At 74.1% G+C, this 20829-nt stretch carries 16 protein-coding genes and 1 pseudogene; 4 read left to right on the top strand and 13 right to left on the bottom strand.

Annotation, left to right across the window (positions count from 1 at the left end):
* Positions 1-20 precede the first annotated feature (20 nt).
* Entirely contained in the window at positions 21-1529 is a 1509-nt protein-coding gene (locus tag AB0B63_RS02490; RefSeq protein ID WP_208569686.1) for a glutamate synthase subunit beta, read from the bottom strand.
* The gene (gene gltB / locus AB0B63_RS02495; RefSeq protein ID WP_357013995.1) at positions 1522-6177 is read right to left on the bottom strand and encodes a glutamate synthase large subunit; all 4656 of its coding nucleotides are present in this window, start codon (positions 6175-6177) and stop codon (positions 1522-1524) included. Before gltB ends, AB0B63_RS02490 begins: the two co-directional genes overlap by 8 nt.
* A 146-nt stretch (positions 6178-6323) precedes the next feature.
* On the opposite strand from gltB, the gene AB0B63_RS02500 reads away from it, so the two are divergent.
* Positions 6324-7169: a GNAT family N-acetyltransferase gene (locus AB0B63_RS02500; protein ID WP_357013998.1), complete on the top strand. Its 846-nt coding sequence runs from the start codon at positions 6324-6326 to the stop codon at positions 7167-7169.
* Between the two features lie 186 nt (positions 7170-7355).
* Here AB0B63_RS02500 and AB0B63_RS02505 read toward each other — a convergent pair whose 3' ends face one another.
* The 5 genes from AB0B63_RS02505 to trpC all read right to left on the bottom strand — a co-directional run bounded on the left by AB0B63_RS02505 (position 7356) and on the right by trpC (position 13032).
* Positions 7356-8546: an NAD(P)/FAD-dependent oxidoreductase gene (locus tag AB0B63_RS02505; RefSeq protein WP_208569689.1), complete on the bottom strand. Its 1191-nt coding sequence runs from the start codon at positions 8544-8546 to the stop codon at positions 7356-7358.
* Between the two features lie 11 nt (positions 8547-8557).
* Entirely contained in the window at positions 8558-9823 is a 1266-nt protein-coding gene (lgt, locus tag AB0B63_RS02510) for a prolipoprotein diacylglyceryl transferase (RefSeq protein ID WP_357014390.1), read from the bottom strand.
* Positions 9824-10073: 250 nt separating this feature from the next.
* Positions 10074-10877, bottom strand: a complete 804-nt coding sequence (gene trpA / locus AB0B63_RS02515) for a tryptophan synthase subunit alpha (RefSeq protein ID WP_208569690.1) — start codon at positions 10875-10877, stop codon at positions 10074-10076.
* Between the two features lie 4 nt (positions 10878-10881).
* Positions 10882-12117: a tryptophan synthase subunit beta gene (gene trpB / locus AB0B63_RS02520; RefSeq protein ID WP_357014003.1), complete on the bottom strand. Its 1236-nt coding sequence runs from the start codon at positions 12115-12117 to the stop codon at positions 10882-10884.
* Positions 12118-12228: 111 nt separating this feature from the next.
* A complete protein-coding gene (gene trpC / locus AB0B63_RS02525; RefSeq protein WP_176738808.1) occupies positions 12229-13032 on the bottom strand; it encodes an indole-3-glycerol phosphate synthase TrpC in 804 nt (267 codons plus the stop codon).
* Positions 13033-13509: 477 nt separating this feature from the next.
* On the opposite strand from trpC, the gene AB0B63_RS02530 reads away from it, so the two are divergent.
* Positions 13510-13821, top strand: coding sequence for a hypothetical protein (locus tag AB0B63_RS02530; protein ID WP_208569692.1), 312 nt, complete (start codon positions 13510-13512; stop codon positions 13819-13821).
* On the opposite strand, the gene AB0B63_RS02535 is transcribed toward AB0B63_RS02530, so the two are convergent.
* The 6 genes and pseudogenes from AB0B63_RS02535 to AB0B63_RS02560 all read right to left on the bottom strand — a co-directional run bounded on the left by AB0B63_RS02535 (position 13814) and on the right by AB0B63_RS02560 (position 19228).
* Positions 13814-14401 carry a Trp biosynthesis-associated membrane protein gene (locus AB0B63_RS02535; RefSeq protein ID WP_357014393.1) on the bottom strand — a complete coding sequence of 196 codons (588 nt, stop codon included), beginning with the start codon at positions 14399-14401 and terminating at the stop codon, positions 13814-13816. The two genes, AB0B63_RS02530 and AB0B63_RS02535, sit on opposite strands and share 8 nt — an antisense overlap.
* A gap of 128 nt (positions 14402-14529) precedes the next feature.
* Entirely contained in the window at positions 14530-16083 is a 1554-nt protein-coding gene (locus tag AB0B63_RS02540; RefSeq protein WP_357014006.1) for an anthranilate synthase component I, read from the bottom strand.
* On the bottom strand, positions 16080-16493 hold the full coding sequence (hisI, locus tag AB0B63_RS02545; protein ID WP_357014395.1) for a phosphoribosyl-AMP cyclohydrolase: 414 nt from the start codon (positions 16491-16493) through the stop codon (positions 16080-16082). The genes AB0B63_RS02540 and hisI overlap by 4 nt, the downstream gene beginning before the upstream one ends.
* A gap of 159 nt (positions 16494-16652) precedes the next feature.
* Positions 16653-17609: pseudogene (locus tag AB0B63_RS02550) on the bottom strand (hypothetical protein); the annotation flags it as partial.
* A 249-nt stretch (positions 17610-17858) separates the two neighbouring features.
* A complete protein-coding gene (locus AB0B63_RS02555; RefSeq protein ID WP_357014009.1) occupies positions 17859-18845 on the bottom strand; it encodes an aldo/keto reductase in 987 nt (328 codons plus the stop codon).
* A complete protein-coding gene (locus tag AB0B63_RS02560; RefSeq protein WP_357014012.1) occupies positions 18842-19228 on the bottom strand; it encodes a MerR family transcriptional regulator in 387 nt (128 codons plus the stop codon). Before AB0B63_RS02560 ends, AB0B63_RS02555 begins: the two co-directional genes overlap by 4 nt.
* A gap of 105 nt (positions 19229-19333) precedes the next feature.
* Here AB0B63_RS02560 and AB0B63_RS02565 point away from each other — a divergent pair, with 105 nt between their 5' ends.
* A complete protein-coding gene (locus tag AB0B63_RS02565; RefSeq protein WP_219463875.1) occupies positions 19334-20074 on the top strand; it encodes an ABC transporter ATP-binding protein in 741 nt (246 codons plus the stop codon).
* Positions 20071-20826: an ABC transporter permease gene (locus AB0B63_RS02570; RefSeq protein ID WP_208569698.1), complete on the top strand. Its 756-nt coding sequence runs from the start codon at positions 20071-20073 to the stop codon at positions 20824-20826. Before AB0B63_RS02565 ends, AB0B63_RS02570 begins: the two co-directional genes overlap by 4 nt.
* Positions 20827-20829: the final 3 nt, after the last annotated feature.

The following is a 20829-nucleotide window of genomic DNA, read 5'->3' on the forward strand; positions in this document are numbered from 1 at the left end:
GGGCAGCCGGCCGCCCGGGGTCAGCGCGCGGCGAGGGGCTGCCGGGCCGGGTCGACCGGGGCCGGCAGGTCACCCACCCCACCCAGGTAGGAGTGGATCGCCGCGGCGGCGGCCCGCCCCTCGGCGATCGCCCAGACGATCAGCGACGCCCCCCGGTGCATGTCCCCGGCGACGAACACCCCGTCGGCGTCGGTCTGCCAGTCGGGGCGGGCGTCGACCGCACCCCGGGCGTTGCGGACCACCCCGAACTGGGCCAGCAGCGGCTGCTCCTCGGTGCCTTCGAAGCCGATGGCCAGCAGCACCAGGTCCGCCGGGAGTTCCCGCTCGGAGCCGGGCAACGCGGTGACGACCCGTCGACCGTCGCGCCGCTCCACCGTCACCTCGGCGATCCGGACGCCCTTGACCTGACCGGTGCCGTCGTCCACGAACTCCTGCACGGCCACCGCGAAGACCCGCTCCCCGCCCTCCTCGTGCGCCGGGTAGTTGCGCAGCACCCACGGCCACGTCGGCCACGGGTCCCGTTCGGCGTCGCGGCCGTGCGGCGGCTCCGGGTAGAGGTCGAGCTGGTGGACGCCGGCCGCGCCCTGCCGGTGGGCCACGCCCAGGCAGTCGGCGGCGGTGTCGCCACCACCGATGATCACCACGTGCTTGCCGGCCGCGTCGATCGGCGTGCCGTCGGGCAGCACCGCCGGGGCGGGCCGGCCGTCCCCGGCCGCCGCCACCACCCGGTTCGCCGCCACCAGGTGGGTCATCGCCTGGTGGACGCCGCGCAGCGGCCGACCGGGCGTCTCCGGGGTGTCCCGGCCCTGGAGCGCGCCACAGGCCAGCAGCACCGCGTCGTGCCGGGCCCGCAGCTCCTCGGCGGTCACGTCGACCCCGACGTTCACCCCGGTGCGGAACTGCACGCCCTCGGCGGCGAGCTGGGCCAGCCGCCGGTCGATGTGCTGCTTCTCCAGCTTGAAATCGGGGATGCCGTAACGCAGCAGACCGCCGATCGCGTCGTCCCGCTCGTACACCGTGACGGCGTGACCGGCGCGGGCCAGTTGCTGGGCGGCGGCGAGCCCGGCGGGCCCGGAACCGACCACGGCGACCGACCGCCCGGTCGACGCCGGCACCGGGCGGGGGTTCAGCCCGCCCCGGGCCACCGCCGCGTCGGCGATCTCCACCTCCACCTGTTTGATGGTGACCGGCTGCTGGCCGCCCAGACCCAGCACGCAGGCCGCCTCGCAGGGTGCCGGGCAGAGCCGGCCGGTGAACTCGGGGAAGTTGTTGGTGGCGTGCAGCGACTCCACCGCGGCGTCCCAGGTGCCGGTGCGGACCAGGTCGTTCCAGTCCGGGATGCGGTTGCCCAGCGGGCAGCCGTCGTGGCAGAACGGGATGCCGCAGTCCATGCACCGGGTGGCCTGCTCCCGGATCAGCTCGGCCCCGGCGGGCGGGTACACCTCGCGCCAGTCGGTGATCCGCACCGCCACCGGGCGACGGGCCGGCAACTGCCGCTCGTAACGCAGGAAACCATTCGGGTCAGGCACGAGCCACCTCCTGGGCGACCACCCGCGCGGCGGGCGGCACCGACGCGGTCAGCGCAGACATGACCGCGTCGTCGACGTCGCGGCCGGCGGCTTCGGCGGCCTTCATGATCTCCATAACCCGGCGGTAGTCCCGGGGGACCACGGCGGTGAACTCCTCCACCGCCTCCGGCCAGTTCTTGAGCAACTCCGCGCCGACCGCCGAGTCGGTCTCCGCGACGTGCCGCTGCACCAGGTCGTGCAGCAACTCCCGCTCGGCGTCGCGCAGCGGGGACAGGTCGACCAGTTCCGCGTTGACCCGGCCGGTGTCCAACCGGTGCACGTACGCCGTCCCACCGGACATGCCGGCGGCGAAGTTACGGCCCGTCTCGCCGAGCACCACCACCGTGCCACCGGTCATGTACTCGCAACCGTGGTCGCCGACGCCCTCGACGACGGCCACCGCACCGGAGTTACGCACCGCGAAGCGCTCCCCCACCCGGCCACGCAGGAACAGCTCACCGCCGGTGGCCCCGTACAGGATGGTGTTGCCGGCGATGATCTGGTCCTCGGCGCGCTGCCCGGCGGTGGCCTCGGGGTCGACGAACGGCGCGGCGGCGTCCGGGCGGATCACGATCCGGCCGCCGGAGAGCCCCTTGCCGACGTAGTCGTTGGCGTCGCCGTGCAGCCGCAGGGTCACCCCGCGCGGCAGGAACGCGCCGAAGGACTGCCCGGCGGTGCCGCGCAGCACGAACTCGACGGTGTCGTCCGGCAGGCCGGCGCCGCCGTGCCGGCGGGTCACCTCGCCGCCGAGCATCGCGCCGACGCTACGGTGCTCGTTGCGCACCGCCACCTCCACCCGGACCGGGCTGCCGTCGCGCAGCGCCGGTTGGGCCAGCGCGATCAGCTCGTTGTCCAGGGCCAACTCCAGGCCGTGGTCCTGGGCGCGGACACCGCGCCGGGCGGCACCCTCGGGCAGCTGCGGGGTGTGCAGCACCCGGGCCAGGTCGAGGCCGTGGCCCTTCCAGTGGTCGATCGCCGGTACGATGTCGAGCACCTCGGTCTGCCCGATCGCCTCTTCGATGCTGCGGAAGCCCAGCTCGGCCAGGTAGCCGCGGACCTCCTCGGCGAGGAAGAGGAAGAAGTTCTCCACGAACTCCGGCCGGCCGGTGAAGCGTTCCCGCAGCACCGGGTTCTGGGTGGCGATGCCGACCGGGCAGGTGTCGAGGTGGCAGACCCGCATCATCACGCAGCCCTCGACGATCAGCGGGGCGGTGGCGAAACCGAACTCCTCCGCGCCGAGCAGCATCGCCACCACCACGTCCCGGCCGGTCTTGAGCTGGCCGTCGACCTGCACGGTGACCCGGTCACGCAGCTTGTTGAGCAGCAGCGTCTGCTGCGCCTCGGCCAGGCCCAGCTCCCAGGGGGTGCCGGCGTGCTTGAGCGAGTTGAGCGGGGACGCGCCGGTGCCGCCGTCGTGCCCGGAGATCAGGATGACGTCGGCCTTGAGCTTGGCGACCCCGGCCGCGACGGTGCCCACACCGACCTCGCTGACCAGCTTGACGTGCACCCGGGCGGCCGGGTTGACGCACTTGAGGTCGTGCACGAGCTGGGCGAGGTCCTCGATGGAGTAGATGTCGTGGTGCGGCGGCGGGGAGATCAGGCCGACGCCGGGGGTGGCGTGCCGGGTGCGGGCGATCCACGGCCACACCTTGTTGCCGGGCAGCTGCCCACCCTCGCCGGGTTTCGCGCCCTGCGCCATCTTGATCTGGAGGTCGTCGGCGTTGACCAGGTATTCGCTGGTCACCCCGAAGCGTCCGCTGGCGATCTGCTTGACCGCCGAGCGGCGGGCCGGGTCGTGCAGCCGGTCGACGTCCTCGCCGCCCTCGCCGGTGTTGGACTTGCCGCCGAGCCGGTTCATCGCGATGGCCAGCGTCTCGTGCGCCTCCGCCGAGATCGACCCGTACGACATGGCGCCGGTGGCGAACCGCTTGACGATCTCGGTGGCCGGCTCGACCTCCTCGATCGGCACCGCCGGACGCAACCCGGTCCGCAGGGTGAACAGCCCGCGCAGCGAACCGGCCTGGGCGGCCAACTCGTCGACCTTGGCGGTGTACTGGCGGAACACGTCGTACTGGCGGCTGCGGGTGGCGTGCTGGAGCAGGAAGACCGTCTCCGGGTTGAACAGGTGCAGCTCGCCCTCGCGCCGCCACTGGTACTCGCCGCCCACCTCCAGCCGGGTGGAGCCGACGGTGCCGGGCGTCGGCCAGGCCTGCCCGTGCCGGGCGGCGACCTCGGTGTGGATCCCGGCCAGCCCGATCCCGCCGATGGTGCTGGGGGTGCCTCGGAAATAGCGGTCGACCAGCCGGGTGTCCAGGCCGACGGCCTCGAAGACCTGCGCGCCGCAGTACGACGACACCGTCGAGATGCCCATCTTGGACATGATCTTGAGGACGCCCTTGCCGAGCGCCTTGACGTAGTTGCGGACCGCCTTGCCCGGCTCCACCCCGACCAGGGCCCCGGTGGCGATCATGTCCTCCACCGACTCGAAGGCCAGGTAGGGGTTGACCGCCGCCGCGCCGTACCCGATGAGCACCGCCGCGTGGTGCACCTCGCGGCAGTCACCGGACTCCACGATCAGCGCCACCTGGGTCCGGGTCTGCTCCCGCACCAGGTGCTGGTGCACCGCCGCGGTCAGCAGCAGCGACGGGATCGGCGCCAGGTCGGCGTTGGAGTCCCGGTCGGACAGCACCAGGATGCGTACGCCGTCCTCGATCGCCTCGGAGACGTGCCGGCAGATCTCGGTCAGCCGGGCCTTGATGCCGGCCCCGCCGTCGCGGATGCGGTAGAGCCCGGACACCCGGACCGCCTTGAAGCCGGGCAGGTCGCCGTCCTCGTCGACGTCGAGCAGCTTCGCCAGCTCGTCGTTGTCGATCACCGGGTAGGGCAGCACGATCTGCCGGCAGCTCGCCGCCCCCGGGTCCAGCAGGTTGCCCTCCGGGCCGATGGTCGACGCCAGGCTGGTCACCAACTCCTCCCGGATCGCGTCCAACGGCGGGTTGGTGACCTGCGCGAAGAGCTGGTGGAAGTAGTCGTAGAGCAGCCGGGGCCGGGTCGACAGCGGCGCGATCGGGGTGTCGGTGCCCATCGAGCCCAGCGGCTCCGCCCCGGTACGGGCCATCGGGGCGAGCAGGATCTTCAGCTCCTCCTCGGTGTAACCGAAGGTCTGCTGCCGCCGGCGCACCGAGTCGTGGGTGTAGACCACGTGCTCCCGGGCGGGCAGGTCACCGAGGTCGATCAGGCCGGCGTGCAGCCACTCGTCGTACGGCTGGGCGGCGGCCAACTCGGTCTTGATCTCGTCGTCCGAGACGATCCGGCCGTTGACCGTGTCCACCAGGAACATCCGGCCCGGCTGGAGGCGGCCCTTGGCGACCACCGTGGCCGGGTCGAGGTCGAGCACGCCCGCCTCGCTGCCCAGCACCACCAGCCCGTCGGCGGTCCGCCACCAACGCCCCGGCCGCAGGCCGTTGCGGTCCAGCACCGCCCCGACGATCTCACCGTCGGTGAAGGCGACCGACGCCGGCCCGTCCCACGGCTCCATCAGGCTGGCGTGGAACCGGTAGAACGCGCGCTTGTCCGGGCGCATCGCCGGGTCGTTCTCCCACGCCTCCGGGATCATCATCAGCACCGCGTGCGGCAGGCTCCGGCCGGCCAGGTGCAGCAACTCCAGCACCTCGTCGAAGTTGGCCGAGTCGGAAGCGGCCGGAGTGCACACCGGGAACACCCGGCGGATGTTGCCGGGCAGGTGCGGGCTGCGCAGCAGCGCCTCGCGGGCCTGCATCCAGTTCCGGTTGCCGCGGATCGTGTTGATCTCGCCGTTGTGCGCGATGAACCGGTACGGGTGGGCCAACGGCCAGGACGGGAAGGTGTTGGTGGAGAACCGGGAGTGCACCAACGCGATCGCGCTGTCGACCCGCTCGTCGGTCAGCTCCGGGAAATACTCCGGCAGCTGGTCGGGGGTGAGCATGCCCTTCCAGGTCATCGTCCGCGCCGACAACGACGGGAAGTAGGCGGTCACCCCCCGCTCGGCGGTCTCCCGCTCGGCCTGCTTACGCACGCAGAACGCCACCCGGTCCAGGTCGATGCCGGACAGCGGGGAACCGGCCGGACCCGCCGGGGTGTCGGTGAGCCGGTGCGCGGCCAGGAAGAGCTGCCGGATCCGGGGCATCGCCGCCAACGCCGTCTCACCGAGCCCGCTCGGGTCGGTCGGCACGTCGCGCCAGCCGAGCACCTCGGCCCCCTCGACGAGGGCGTACTTCTCCACCACCTGACGGGCGCGGGCCTCACCGCCGTCGTCGTCGGGGAGAAAGACCAGACCGGTGGCGTACTGGCCGGCGGGGGGCAGGGGGAAGTCCACCACCGCGCGCAGGAACGCGTCCGGCACCTGGATCATGATGCCCGCGCCGTCGCCGGTGTTCTGCTCGGCGCCCCGGGCGCCACGATGGTCGAGCCGGCAGAGCGCACCGAGGCCGTTCGCCACCACCGCATGGGAGCGCCGCCCGTGGAGGTCGGCCACGAAGGCCACCCCGCACGCGTCGTGCTCGTGCGCCGGGTCGTACAGACCGGTCGCGGAAGGGACCGGCTGCGGGCTGTGCGGGTACGGAAGGGCCACCGGGTCTCCTGTCGTCACTCAGGTTGTTTCATGGTCGGGACGACGTCGGCCCTGGGCGGTCTGTTGAGTCTACGTTAGGGCGACCCGGGCAGGGCCAGTGCGGATTGATCACACCTTCCAGACTCTGGGACGTGTAGTCTCGCGCGGTGGATCCTGCGCATCGCGACCTGTTCGACCGGTTGGAACGCTTCTATGACGCGGTGCCCCGGGACGCCGCCCGCGCCGAGGAACACGGCGGCCTGGTGCTGTTCGCCCGGAACGGGGTCGGTTGGCCGTTCTACGCCCGCCCCCGCCTCGACGCCACCGCGCCACCGTCGCTGGCCGACCTGCACACCGTCCGGGAACGGCAGCGTGAGCTGGGCCTGCCCGAGGCGTTCGAGTGGGTGCACGAGACCACCCCGGACCTGCTCACCACCGCCCGGGCCGCCGGCCTGAGCGTGCTGGAGGCCCCGCTGATGGTGCTCGACCCGCAGGTGACCCCGCCCGACCCGGCGACGCTCACCGACGTACCGGTGCGGGTGCTGGACCCGGACGCGCCCGGCTTCGCGCTCGACGTGGCGGCCCGCCGCGCGGTCGCCGCGGTCGGTTTCTCCGCCGCCGGCACCGCCGCCGGCGCCGCCGGCCCGGCCGAACGGGACGCCGCGATGACCGAGCTGGACGTGGCCGCCCTCGACGAGGAGCGGGCCGCGATCGCCGCCGGCCGGCGACTGTCGGCGGTCGCCTGGACGCCTGACGACGGCGCGTTGGCCAGCGGGATGGCGATGCGGGTCGACGACGTCGCCGAGATCGCCGGGGTCGCCACCCTGCCGGCCGCCCGCCGCCGGGGGCTCGCCGCCGCGGTCACCGCCACTCTGGCCCGCACCCTGCGCGCCGCCGGCACCGACCTGGTCTTCCTCTCCGCCGGCAGCGAGGACGTCGCCCGCATCTACCTGCGCGTCGGCTTCCGCCGCATCGGCACCGCCTGCATAGCCGAACCCACCGCCCTCCTCTAACCCCCACCCCTGTCCCTCCCCCGCCCCGCCCCGACTCGCCCCGGCTCGCCCCGCCCCGGCTCGCCCCGCCCCGGCTCGGCTCGGTGATCAAGAGGTTTGCGTCATGAAATGGGCCGCGCATGACGCAAACCTCTTGATCACCGGCCCGGGGACGGCCGTGCGGGGCGGGTTGGGGGTGGGGGCGGGTCAGGGGGTGGGTGGGGGGCGCCAGGCGGCGGCTGCGGCGGCGGCACCGGAGAGCAGGCGGGGGCTGATCGTGCCGAGGGCCGCGTCGCGGGCGCGCAGGGCCAGCCGGCCCCGGGTCTGGAGCACCGCCGACATCCGGCGGGTCTGCCGGACCACGGTGGCCGCCCGGGGACGGCGCAACCGGTCGTACGCCAGCACGGCGTCGGGCAACCGGGACTCGCGCAGCAGCGACGACAGGGTGGCCGCGTCCTCGAAGGCCAGGCAGGCGCCCTGTCCCAGGTGCGGTGGCATGGCGTGGGCGGCGTCGCCGAGCAGCACCACCCCGCCCGGCCCGGCGGGGAAGCCGTACGCCCGGGGCAGCGGACGCAACTCACGCACCTCCTGCTGCACCAGGTCGTCGGGTTCGGTGGCCGCCAGGAGGTCACCGATCGGGGCGGGCCAGCCCGCGTACCACCGCTTGAGCAGGGCGAGCTGGGTCTGCGGGGACTCCGGGCGGGGCGCACCGGCGGCGGTGGCCACCCAGTAGACGCCACCTCGACGGGACGCGCCGGAGGACCCCCGCTCGCCGAGCGAGGCCGCCACGAACCGGTAACCGGCGCCCAGCACCTCGCCACCGACCGGCTGGTCGGCCGGCACCGGCACCCGGTACCAGGGGATCACCGCCCGCCAGGCGGCGCAGCCGGAACTGACCACGCTGGCCTCGGGGGCGAGCTGACGGCGCAGCACGCTGTCCGTGCCGTCGGCGGCGACCACCAGGTCCGCCTCGACGAACTGCCCGTTCAGCCCGACCCCGGGCCGCTCGTCGGGGTTGGCCCGGACGCTGTCCACCACGACCCCGGTCCGCAGCTCGACCCGGTCCCCGAGGCCGGCGATCAGGGCGTCGTGCAGATCCTCCCGGTGCACCACCACCGGCATCCGGTCGGCCGGGGTGGGCCGGGGCTGCGCCAGCCAGTGACCGTCGGGGCGGCGGATACCGCCGTCGGGCAGCGGGGTGGCGATGGCGTCCAGGCCGGCGCCGAGGCCGAGTACCCGCAACGCGCGTACCCCGTTGGGCCAGAGCACCACGGCGGTGGGTTCCGGGCGGACCCGGTCGGCCCGTTCCAGCAGGGTGACCTGCCAGCCGGAGCGGGCCAGCGCGCCGGCCACCGACAGTCCGCCGAGCCCGGCGCCGACCACCACCGCGCTGCGCATGCCGGGCCCGCTCAGTTGTCCCGGTCGGCGGGCCGGCCACCCGCGCCGCCGGCCCCCGCTGACGCGTCGATGTCGTCGCCCGCGCCGGTCCCGGCGGCCCGGTCGCCGCCGGCTCGGTCGCCGCCGGCCCCGGCCTCCGCACCGCCGCTGAGCCGGTCGGGCTCCGCCGGCTGGTCGTCGTGGCCCGCAGGCTGGTCGTCGTGGCCTTCAGGCTGGTCGTCGTGGCCTTCAGGCTGGTCGTCGGTCGCCGTCGCGTCGTCGGCGGCGGGTCCGTCGGGCCGTACCCCGGTCTCCCGGTACGCGGTGAACTGTTCCTCGTCGACCACCTGGTAGCCCACCGGCGCGACCGTCGCGGCGGACCCCTTGCCGGTCTGGGACAGGTCGACCTGGGAGACGTCGCCACCGGTCACCGGAGCCGGCGCGGGGGCGTCGATCGGGATCAGGTAACCCCGGGGGCCCCGCACCCGCAGGAAGTAGATCAGCGCGCCGAGGAAGACCAGCCCGGCGGTCCACACGTTGAGCCGGACCCCGAGGATCCGGTTCGCCTCGTCGCTGCGCATCAGCTCGATCCAGAACCGGCCGGCGGTGTAACCCATCACGTAGAGCGCGAAGGCCCGGCCGCGCCCCAACTTGAACCGCCGGTCCAGGGCGAACACCAGGCCGGCGACGCCGAGGTTCCACAGCGCCTCGTACGCGAACGTCGGATGGTAGAGGCCGGGCTCCAGGATGGGCTGGTTGGCGTCGTCGCGCAGCGCGTGCCCGGGATTGTCCGGGTCCATCCGGTGGATCTCCAGGCCCCACGGCAGGCTGGTCCGCCCGCCGTACAGCTCGTTGTTGAACCAGTTGCCGAGCCGGCCCACCGCCTGGGCCAGCGGCAGGCCCGGGGCGAGGGCGTCGGCCACCACCGTCAGCGGGATGCCCAGCTGCCGGGCGGCGATCCAGGCACCGACCGCGCCACCGGCGACGGCCCCCCAGATGCCGAGACCGCCCTCCCAGATGGCGAACGCCTTCCAGGGGTCACCGCCGGTGCCGAAGTATTTCTCGGGTGAGGTGATCACGTGGTAGATCCGGGCGCCGATGATGCCGGTCGGGACCGCCCAGACCGCGATGTCGAGCACCGCGCCGGGGGCGACGCCACGCTGGCGCAGCCGATGCTCCGTCACCAGACAGGCGATCACGATGCCGGCGACGATGCAGAGGGCGTACGCCCGCAGCGGGACCGGCCCGAGCTGCCAGACGGCGGTCGTGGGGCTGGGCAGCGCCGCCAGGGGTGTCATCGAGACGTGGGTCACGGGTGCACAGGCTACCGCTGCGCAGCCGCGCCGTGGCACCCCGGTCCGGTCAGACCTGCCACCCGACCCTGCAACCCCGTCGGCCGGCCGCCCGACGGACGCCAGCCGTGGGGCGAAATGGCAGCATTCCGCCGCAGCGGACACCGCCGTCGCGCCCCCACTGAGTTGATCAACCCGAGCCGTCCCGCACCTCGGCGACGGACGGCAGGGTGGGACGGGCCGGCCGGGTGCGGGCTCAGCGGGTCGGGTTGCGGACGCCCTCGGCCAGCTCGGCGGAGAGGGTACGCAGGGCGGCCAACCCCGCGTCGAGGTCCGGGGCGTCCAGCAGCCGGCGGATCAGCGCGCTACCCACGATCACCCCGTCGGCGTACCCGGCGACGGTGGCCGCCTGCGCGCCGGTGCCGACGCCGAGACCCACCCCGACGGGCAGCTCGGTGACCTCCCGCAGCCGGGAGACCAGCACCGGGGCGGCGTCCGAGGTCTGGGACCGGGCCCCGGTCACCCCCATGATGGCGGTGGCGTAGACGAAGCCCCGGCAGTGCTCAACGGTCATCCGCAGCCGGGCGTCCGTGGACGACGGGGAGACCAGGAACGTCCGGTCCAGCCCGTACGCGTCCGAGGCGGCCAGCCACTCGCCGGCCTCGTCGGGAATGAGGTCGGGGGTGATCAGGCCGGTGCCCCCGGCGGCGGCCAGGTCCCGGGCGAACGCGTCCACCCCGTACTGCTCGATCGGGTTCCAGTAGGTCATGGTGACCACGGGTGCCCCGGTGGCCGCGACCGCCTCGATGATGCGCAGCGTGTCGGCGGTACGGACACCACCGGCCAGGGCGATGTCGCTGGCCTTCTGGATCACCGGGCCGTCCATCACCGGGTCGGAGTAGGGGATCTCCACCTCGATGACGTCCACCCCGGCCTCGACCATCGCGGTCATCGCGGCGATGCTGCCCTCGACGGTGGGGAACCCGGCCGGCATGCAGCCGACCAGGACGGCCCGCCCGTCGGCCCGGGCCTTGTCGAAGGCCACCCCGATCCGGCTCACGGTCTCACTGCTCCTTGTCGAGGATGCCGAAGTACTCACCGGCGGTGTGCACGTCCTTGTCGCCCCGGCCGGAGAGGTTGACCACGAGGAGCGGTTCCCGGCCCAGCTCGGCGGCGAGCTGCGGGGCGATCTGCACCGCGCCGGCGAGGGCGTGCGCGCTCTCGATCGCCGGGATGATCCCCTCGGTGCGGCAGAGCAGCTCGAACGCGGCCATCGCCTCCCGGTCGGTCACCGGCTGGTAGCGGGCCCGGCCGCTGTCGTGCAGCCACGCGTGCTCCGGGCCGACCCCGGGGTAGTCCAGGCCGGCGGAGATCGAGTGCGACTCGACGGTCTGGCCGTCGGCGTTCTGCAGCACGTACGTGCGGGCGCCGTGCAGCACCCCGGGGGTGCCGCCGGTGATGCTGGCGGCGTGCCGGTCGGTGTCCACGCCGTCGCCACCGGCCTCGAAGCCGTACAGTCGTACGTCGGTGTCGGGCACGAAGGCGTGGAAGATGCCCAGCGCGTTGGAGCCGCCGCCGACGCAGGCGAGCACGGCGTCCGGCAGCCCACCGGTCAGGTCGAGGCACTGCTGACGGGCCTCGTCACCGATGCCGCGCACGAAGTCCCGGACCATCTCCGGGAACGGGTGCGGACCGGCGGCGGTGCCGATCAGGTAGTGGGTGTCGTCGACGTTGGCGACCCAGTCCCGCATCGCCTCGTTCATCGCGTCCTTGAGGGTGCGCGAGCCGGTGGTCACCGGAATCACGGTGGCCCCCAGCATCCGCATCCGGGCCACGTTGAGCGCCTGCCGCTCGGTGTCCACCTCGCCCATGTAGACCACACAGTCGAGGTCGAACAGGGCGGCGGCGGTGGCGGTGGCCACCCCGTGCTGACCGGCGCCGGTCTCGGCGATCACCCGCCGCTTGCCCATCCGCCGGGTGAGCAGCGCCTGGCCCAGCACGTTGCGCACCTTGTGCGCGCCGGTGTGGTTGAGGTCCTCCCGCTTGAGCAGGACCCGGGCACCGATCTTGGCGGAGAACCGCTCGGCGGAGTAGAGCAGGGAGGGGGTGCCGGCGTAGTCGTGCAGCAGGGCCGCGAACTCGGCGAGGAACTCCTCGTCGGTCATCGCCTTGCGGTACGCGGCGTCCAGCTCGTCGAGCGCGGCGACCAGCGCCTCGGGGACGAACCGGCCGCCGAACCGGCCGAAGTGACCGGCGGAGTCGGGAAACTGGCCGGCCGGGGTCGTCACGTCGGCGCTCATGCCGTCGCTCCCCGGCCGTCCGCGCGCCGACGCCCCGTCGCGTCGCCGGTGACGAATCGCTCGCGCTCGCTCATCGCGATGTCCTCTCGCTGCGCAGATCTGCCCGTCGGGTCAGCGCGCCGGGCGGGGCGTGGCCGGGTGGTTCCCGGCGTTGACCAGCTCGGCGACCGCCTCACGGGGGCTCTTCTGGGTGACCAGCCCCTCGCCCACCAGGACGGCGTCGGCGCCGGCCGAGGCGTACCGGATCAGGTCGTGCGGACCGCGCACGCCGGACTCGGCGATCTTGACGACGCTGCTCGGCAGGCCGGGGGCGATCCGTTCGAACACCGACCGGTCGACCTCCAGGGTACGCAGGTCACGGGCGTTGACCCCGATCACCTGCGCGCCGGCCTCCAGGGCCCGGTCGGCCTCCTCCTCGGTGTGCACCTCGACCAGCGCGCACATGCCGAGCGACTCGATCCGCTCCAGCAACCCGACCAGGGCGTTCTGCTCCAGCGCGGCGACGATCAGCAGCACCAGGTCGGCACCGTGCGCCCGGGCCTCGTGCACCTGGTAGCTGGAGACCACGAAGTCCTTACGCAGGACCGGCACCTGCACCGCCGCCCGCACCGCAGCCAGGTCGTCGAGTGAGCCACCGAACCAGCGCCCCTCGGTCAGCACACTGATCGCCCGGGCACCACCCGAGGCGTACTCGCCGGCCAGCTCGGCCGGGTCGGCGATCTCGGCCAGTCGGCCCCGGCTCGGTGAGGAACGCTTCACCTCGGCGATCACGGCCACGCCGGGCTTGCGCAGGGCCGCGTACGCGTCCAGCGGCGGCGGCGCGGCGGCGGCCAGTTCGCGCAACCGCTCCAGCGGAAGCTGCTCCTGCCGTCGCGCCACATCCTCGCGGACGCCGGCCAGGATCTCGTCGAGCACGCTTGCGGACGCCGCCGAACCGGCCCCGTCCCCCTCTGCGTGCGCATGCTCAGCAGTCACCAACGGACTCCCCTCTCCGGGTGTCATGGGCCGATGCTAGGGGGCGCCACCTGGCGACAAGTGCCGGGGGTATGGCGCTCCTCACGAGATGGGCTGTGGCATGATGCCGGACCTCCGGTGAACGGAATGTCACACAGCGCCACCGTACCCGTCGGCGGGTGTCATCGACATCCGTCGTCCGGAGCCGCCCGGACCATCGATAGACGCCCATATGCGTTATGAGATCACGTTCCGGCGCACCGCGCAGCTCGGCCCGGTCGGGGCGGCTGTGACGAAACTCAAGGATCTCCGCCCGGTGCAGGTGGGGGCCGTTGACCGGCCCGTCACCAGGGCGAAACGTGAACCGGGCAGCATCGGTTTCGGGCAGACTCGACCATGCGCCTGCCCACCATCGGATCTCATCGTGCGGGGTGATCTATGAGCACTGCGGGGCCGAACGCCGGCATCGGACTCACCACCATCTCCCGAACCGTCGCCTCGCTGGCCGTCGAGGTGGTGCACACCCTGGAACGGGTCGTCGCGGGCGAGGGGCGGGTACGCACCGCCCGGGGCAACGCCTGGGAGGCGGTCTGCGCCGACCGGGCGCGCGCCGACCAGCGCGCCGAGCTGGACCGCCTGGTCGCCGAGCTGGCCGCCACCCGGGCCGCGGCCCGGGACCGGCACCCGGGTCAGGACCGGCGGGCCGTTCGGGACCAGCGCGCCACCCGCGCGCCGCAGCCGGTCAGCTGACCGTCGGGTCCTCACCCCGGTCGAGCGCGTCCCACGCCGCCCGGTTGCCCCCCTCGGCGATCGGCCGACCGTCGGGCCGGTCCGGCCCGGTGGCGCGCGCCGTCCGCTCGTAGCGGGCACCCATCGTCGGCCAACCCGCGCCGCGCAGCGCGGTGAGCAACCCGCCTCCGGCCGCCACCAGGCCACCGAGCAGGCAGAGCGCCGGCCACTGCCGGTGCGCCTCAGCCCCCGGGTCGGCGGCCAGCCCGTAACCGCCACCGGCCGCCACCGCCAGGCCGAGCAGGGCGACGAAACCACCCAGCAGCCGCCGCAGCCGCCCCCGGGTGGCCAGCACCGCACCGCCACCGGCCAACGCGACCAGCGCCAACGCGGACAGCCAGGGCAGCAGGTCCGCCCCGGAGCGGTCCTGCCGGGCCGGCGGCAACGCCCCCCGGGCGAGCACCTCCACCGACCAGGTGCGGGTCGCCGTCCAGGTGGCCAGGCCCGCCCCCGCCAGGCAGAGCAGCACGGCGTACGTCAGCTCACGCCGCCCGGAGGCCGCCGAACCACCGGAGGCCGCCGACCCGTCGGAGGTGGCCAAACCGTCGGAGGTGGCCGAACCGTCGGGGACAGCCGGGCCGTCGGGGACAGCCGGGCCGTCGGGGACAGCCGGGCCGTCGGGGACAGCCGGGCCGTCGGGGACAGCCGGGCCGTCGGAGGCGGTGCCGCTCACCGGGCCGGTCGCAGGGTCTCGGCGGCGGCGATGGCAGCCAGCACGGCGGCGGCCTTGTTCCGGGTCTCCTGGTCCTCGGCGGCCGGATCGGAATCGGCCACCACCCCCGCCCCGGCCTGCACGTACGCCCGGCCGTCGCGGATCAGCGCGGTCCGGATCGCGATCGCCATGTCGAGGTCGCCGCCGAACCCGAAGTAGCCCACGGTGCCGCCATAGAGCCCTCGGCGCACCGGCTCCAACCCTTCGATGATCTCCATGGCGCGGACCTTCGGGGCCCCGGACAGGGTGCCGGCCGGGAAGGTCGCGGCCAGCGCGTCGAAGGCCGTCCGGTCCTCGCGCAGGGTGCCCACCACCGTGGAGACGATGTGCATCACGTGGCTGTACCGCTCGATGGTGGCGAACTCCGGCACCTGCACGGTGCCCGGCTGGCAGACCCGGCCCAGGTCGTTGCGGCCCAGGTCGACAAGCATCACGTGCTCGGCGCGTTCCTTCGGGTCGGCCAGCAGCTCGGTGGCGAGCCGGGCGTCGGCGACCGGGGTGGACCCGCGCGGCCGGGTGCCGGCGATCGGGTGCAACATCGCCCGCCGCTGCCCGTCGGTGTCGGCGTTGACCTTGAGGTGCGCCTCCGGGGACGAGCCGACGATGTCGAACCCGTCGAAGCGCAGCAGGTACATGTACGGGCTCGGGTTGGTCGTCCGCAGCACCCGGTAGACGTCCAGCGGGTCGGCGTCGGTGGCCCGCTCGAAGCGTTGGGCCAGCACGATCTGGAAGCACTCGCCGGCCCGGATCGCCTCCTTGGCCGCCTCGACCGCCTTCGGGTAGCCGCCGTCCGGGGTGCGGCTGACCACGTCGCCGGCCGGTGGCCGACCCACCGTCGAGATCATGGGCGGAATCGGTCGGGACAACGCGGTGGTCATCGCGTCGAGCCGCCCCACCGCGTGGTGGTAGGCGGCGGTGACCCGGTCGGCCCGGTCCGGGTCGGTAAGCGGTGGCAGCACCGCGTTGGCGACCAGGATCGCCGACCCGTCGTAGTGGTCCAGCACCACCAGGTCGGTGGCGAGCATCATGCCCAACTCCGGCACCCCGAGGTCGTCCTCGGTCAGCTCGGGCAACCGCTCGAACCGGCGGATCAGGTCGTACCCCAGGTAGCCGACCATGCCACCGGTCAGCGGCGGCAGGCCGGCCGCCGGGTCCGGGGTGCCACCGGCGAGCGCCTCGACGGTCTCCCGCAGCACGTGCACCGGGTCGCCGGAGACCGGCACGCCGGCCGGCGGGGTGCCGGTCCACTGCGCGACGCCGTCCCGTTCGACCAGGGTGGCGCTGCTGCGCACCCCGATGAACGAGTACCGCGACCAGGCCATGCCGGCCGAACCGACACCCTGCTCGGCGGACTCCAGCAGGAACGTGCCCGGCCCGCCGGCCAGCTTGCGGTAGACCCCCACCGGGGTCTCCGCGTCGGCCAGCAGCCGACGGGTCACCGGCACCACCCGCCACCGGGCCGCCGCCGCCACGAACCCCGCGAGATCCGGGCTGAGCGCGCCGTCGGTCATCGCTGGACCCCCTGACCGGTGACCGGGAGTTCGGTGAAGAAGCAGGTGTGTTCGCCGGTGTGGCAGGCAGCGCCGACCTGGTCCACGCCGACCAGCAGCGCGTCGCCGTCGCAGTCCAACGCCACCGAACGGACGTACTGGTGGTGGCCGGAGGTGGCGCCCTTGACCCAGTACTCCTGCCGGCTGCGCGACCAGTAGGTGGCCCGGCCGGTGGTGAGGGTGCGGTGCAGCGCCTCGTCGTCCATCCAGGCGACCATCAGCACCTCGCCGGTGTCGTGCTGGCGCACGACCGCGGCCACCAGGCCGTCCGGGGTGCGGCGCAGCCGGGCGGCGATGGCCGGGTCGAGACGGGACGGGCGGGCCGCGTCGGCGGGTCCGCCGTCGTTGGGGGCAGAGTCAGGTACGGGCACAGTTCCCGATTGTCCCGCACGCGGTGCGGGCACCTGCGCCCCGTCCCCGACCGCCCGGGACAACTGGGCGACGTAGCGGTCCAGCCGGCCATCGTGCAGCGCCAGGGCGAGGTCCGGGCCGGCCGTCTCGGCGATCCGGTCGGCGTACGGGCGGACCAGCGGGAGCACCCCGGCCACCAGGCGGGCCGCGGCGACGCCGACCTCGGCGACGGCAGCGGGGCGTACCCCCAGGCAGCGCAGCATGTCGTCGCGGTAGCCCGGCGGCGCGACCGGCAGGTCCAGGGCGGCGGCGAAGGCGGCCCGGCGGGACACCACCCGCACCCCCGGGTTGGCCGGGCGCAGCACGCACGGGCAGAGCCGGGCCAGGTCGGCGGCGGCCAGCCGGACCCCGAGCGGGTCGTCGGCGGCCAGCGCCCCGGCCACCTTGCCGAGGGTGGCGACCAGCTCCTCCAGCCGGGGCTGGTCGGCGGGCTGGCAGAGCACGGGCAGGTCGATCCGGCGACGCCAGGTCGGGTCGGCCCAGAGCAACCGGGTGGGGGTGGTCACCGGCAGCCCGAACGCCCAGTCGGCGGGTTCGCCCAGCCGGTCGACCCAGGTGCGGACGTCCCGCGCGGCCACCGAGACGTGCACGATCCGCCCGTCGACCTCGGTCAGGTAGGCGCGACGGGTGTCGTACGGCGTCTCGGCCGGCCGGCCCGTGCCACCCGGACCGGCGCGGTCGGCGTCGACCGGGGTCGTCTGCCGGGCCGGACCGGTCGGGCCCGGGGCGGCCGGCGGACCGGCCCGGCGCGGGACCGGCGCGGGACCGACCCGCTCCGGCGGTCCCGGCGCAGCGGCCCGGCGCGACAGGGCCGACGGCCCCGCACCGGGCGGGGACGCCGGGTCCGCCAGCGGTGACAGGTCCGCCAGCGGTGCCGGGTCCGACGGATCCGCCGGGACGGGCCGGCCGGTCGCGGTGACCAGGACGTCGAGGTCGACGTCACTGTAGGCGGTGGCGGCTGACCGGGCGTGGCTGCCGCGCAGCAGAATCCCGACCACCGGACGCTCGGCGCAGGCCCGCAGCCGGTCGGTCCAGTCGGCCAGGAAGGCGGCCTCCGGCAACGGAGCGTGATCCACCGCGCCATCGTGCCGTACGTCCGATCAGGTCCGCAATGCCCGAAGGCGGACATCCTGTCCGGTCAGAAGGCTAGCGCCCGGTCCGAAGGCTGAAGCCCGGGTCGGGGCTAAAGACCGGTAAGAAGGCTAGCGTCCGATCCGATGTAGGGCCGCAGGTGCTGACGGTCGCCTGGGCGCACGGCCCGATCCGGACACCGGCCGAGGGGACCGGATCGGGCCGCTCGCGGCGAGAGAGGCGACCGGAGCAGGTCAGTGGCCGACCGTCCGCATCCCGGCTGCCGCGTACCGCTCGCCGGCCACCGCGTCGGCGGGGACCGCCTCCCGCAACCGGGCCTGTTGGGCGGCGGTGAGCCGCAGGTCGGCGGCGGCGGTGTTCTCCTCCAGGTAGCGGACCCGCTTGGTGCCCGGGATCGGGAGCACGTCCGGGCCCTGGGCGAGCAGCCAGGCCAGGGCGGCCTGGGCCGGCGTGCAGCCGATCTCGTCGGCCACCGCCCGGACGGCGGCCACCAGGCGCAGGTTGGCGTCGAGGCTCTCCGCCGCGAAGCGGGGAGCCGCCGCCCGCCAGTCACCCTCGGCGAGCTGGTCCCGCCCGGTGATCGCCCCGGTGAGCAGCCCCCGCCCGACCGGTGAGTACGCCACCAGGGCCACCCCCAACTCCCGGCAGGTGTCCAGCATCTCCCCCTCGACGTCCCGGGTGAACAGGGAGTACTCCATCTGCACGGCCGAGATCGGGTGCACCGCGTGGGCCGTACGCAGGGTCGCCGGGCTGACCTCGGACAGGCCGATCAGGCGCACCTTGCCCGCCTCGACCAGCTCGGCCATCGCCGTGACGGTCTCCTCGATCGGGGTGCCCGGGTCACGGCGGTGCAGGTAGTACAGGTCGATGGTGTCGACCCCGAGCCGCCCGAGGGAGGCGTCACAGGCCTCGCGGGCCCAGGCCGCGCTGCTGTCGACGCGGACCCCGGAGCCGTCGGGGGTGCGTCGGTTGCCGAACTTGGTGGCCAGGAAGACCTCGTCGCGGCGGGCCCGGACCACCGGGGCGAGCAGCCGCTCGTTGGCGCCGAAGCCGTACATGTCGGCGGTGTCGAGGTGGTTCACCCCCAGGTCGAGGGCGCGGTGCAGGGTGCGCGTCGACTCCGCGTCGTCCGGCCCGCCGTAGGCGAAGCTCATCCCCATGCAGCCCAGGCCGATCGCGGAGACCTCCGGACCGTCGGCCCCCAGCTGTCGACGGATCATCGCCCCTCCTCCGCGCAACGGTAGATTTCGATCTTGTAGTTGAGCACCTTGAGGTCCTCCTCCAGTTCGGCCATCCGGGTCAGTACCCGGACCCGGTGGGCTTCGAACAGCGCCCGTCGGGCGGCCCGCGTCCGGTCGCCCTGGCGGGCCAGCTCGGCGTACCGGCGCATGTCACGCACGGGCATCCCGGTGCGGCGCAGCCGGGTGAGCAGCATCAGCCAGCTCAGGTCGGCCTCGGTGTAGCGGCGGCGGCCGGCCGAGTCGCGGCCGACCGGGGCGACCAGCCCTTCCTGTTCGTACCAGCGCAGTGTGTAGGTGGTCAGGCCGACCCGGGCCGCCGCCTCGCCGACCGACAGGACTCTCTCCCGCGTGCTGATGTCCACGTGCCCCAGGTTCTCAGTTCGAGCGTGCTCGAAGTCAACCGTTGCGCCACACCGGGTAATTCATCTAGCGTTGATTTCAACATACGATGAGTTTTGGGAGGCGCGATGGACGACGCCATCGCCGTCCGCGACCTGGTCGTCGACCGGGGTCGACGACGGGTGCTGGACGGCATCGGCTGCACGGTGCCGCGCGGCGCGGTCACCGGGCTGCTCGGCCCGAGCGGCAGCGGCAAGACCACCCTGATGCGGGCCGTGGTCGGGGTGCAGACGATCAACTCGGGCACGGTCACCGTGCTGGGTCGACCGGCCGGTGCGGCCGAGCTGCGCCGCCGGGTCGGCTACCTGACCCAGGCCCCCAGCGTCTACGTCGACCTGACGGTCCGGGAGAACGCCCGCTACTTCGCCGCCCTCCAGGGACGTACCGCCGCCGACGCCGACGCGGCGGTCACCGACGTCGGCCTGGCCGCCGCCGCCGGCCAACTGGTCGGCACCCTCTCCGGCGGGCAGCGCAGCCGGGCCTCACTGGCCTGCGCGCTGGTCGGCGAACCGGAACTGGTCGTCCTCGACGAGCCCACCGTCGGGCAGGACCCGGTGCTACGGGCCGACCTGTGGGCCCGGTTCCACGCCCTGGCCGCCGCCGGGACCACCCTGCTGGTGTCCAGCCACGTGATGGACGAGGCGGCCCGCTGCGACCGGCTGCTGCTGATCCGCCACGGCCGGCTGATCGCCGACGACACCCCCGACGCCGTCCGCGCCGCGACCGGGGTGGACGACCTGGAAGAGGCGTTCCTGCGCCTCATCCGGGCCGGCGAGGCCGGCCCGGCGGACATCGGGGAGGCGGCGTGAACCCGACGATCCTGGCCGCCACCACCGGGCGCATCCTGCGTCAACTGCGGCACGACCGGCGTACGGTGGCGCTGCTGGTGGTGGTGCCGACGGTGCTGCTCACCCTGGTCTACTACATGTACGCCGACCAGCCCGCCCCGCCCGGGCGACCGTCGCCCTTCGACCGGGTGGCCCTGGTGATGCTGGGCTTCTTCCCGTTCATCATCATGTTCCTGGTGACCAGCATCGCGATGCTCCGGGAACGCACCAGCGGGACGCTGGAACGGCTGCTCACCACCCCGCTGGGCAAGCTCGACCTGCTCTTCGGCTACGGCATCGCGTTCGGGCTGGCCGGGGTGGTCCAGTCGACCGTCGCCGCCGCCGCGGCGTACCGGCTGCTCGGGCTGACCACCGCCGGGTCCGCCGCGCTGGTCGTGCTGATCGCCGCGGTCAACGCGGTGCTGGCCGTCGCGCTGGGGTTGCTGTGCAGCGCCTTCGCCCGCACCGAGTTCCAGGCGGTGCAGTTCATGCCGGTCGTGGTCGCCCCGCAACTGCTGCTGTGCGGGCTGTTCGTGCCGCGCGACCAGATGGCCGGCTGGCTCCAGACGGTCAGCGACGCGCTGCCCCTGTCGTACGCGGTGGAGGCGCTCCAGGAGGTCGGCGCGCACTCCACACCGACCGGCCTGATGTGGCGCGACGTGTCGATCGTGGCCGGCGCGGCGGTGGTGGCCCTGGTGCTGGCGGCGGCGACCCTGCGCCGGCGCAGCGGGTGAGCC

This window comes from Micromonospora sp. NPDC049081 (assembly GCF_040648835.1).
GTDB classification, from domain to species: Bacteria; Actinomycetota; Actinomycetes; order Mycobacteriales; family Micromonosporaceae; genus Micromonospora; species Micromonospora antibiotica.

Bases quoted from the DNA above. Each gene is read 5' to 3' on its own strand.
- AB0B63_RS02505 (WP_208569689.1), bottom strand. From the start codon at position 8,546: ATGCGCAGCGCGGTGGTGGTCGGCGCCGGGCTCGGCGGACTGTCGGTG.
- lgt (WP_357014390.1), bottom strand. From the start codon at position 9,823: ATGACACCCCTGGCGGCGCTGCCCAGCCCCACGACCGCCGTCTGGCAG.
- trpB (WP_357014003.1), bottom strand. From the start codon at position 12,117: ATGAGCGCCGACGTGACGACCCCGGCCGGCCAGTTTCCCGACTCCGCC.
- AB0B63_RS02530 (WP_208569692.1), top strand. From the start codon at position 13,510: ATGAGCACTGCGGGGCCGAACGCCGGCATCGGACTCACCACCATCTCC.
- AB0B63_RS02540 (WP_357014006.1), bottom strand. From the start codon at position 16,083: ATGACCGACGGCGCGCTCAGCCCGGATCTCGCGGGGTTCGTGGCGGCG.
- AB0B63_RS02555 (WP_357014009.1), bottom strand. From the start codon at position 18,845: ATGATCCGTCGACAGCTGGGGGCCGACGGTCCGGAGGTCTCCGCGATC.
- AB0B63_RS02565 (WP_219463875.1), top strand. From the start codon at position 19,334: ATGGACGACGCCATCGCCGTCCGCGACCTGGTCGTCGACCGGGGTCGA.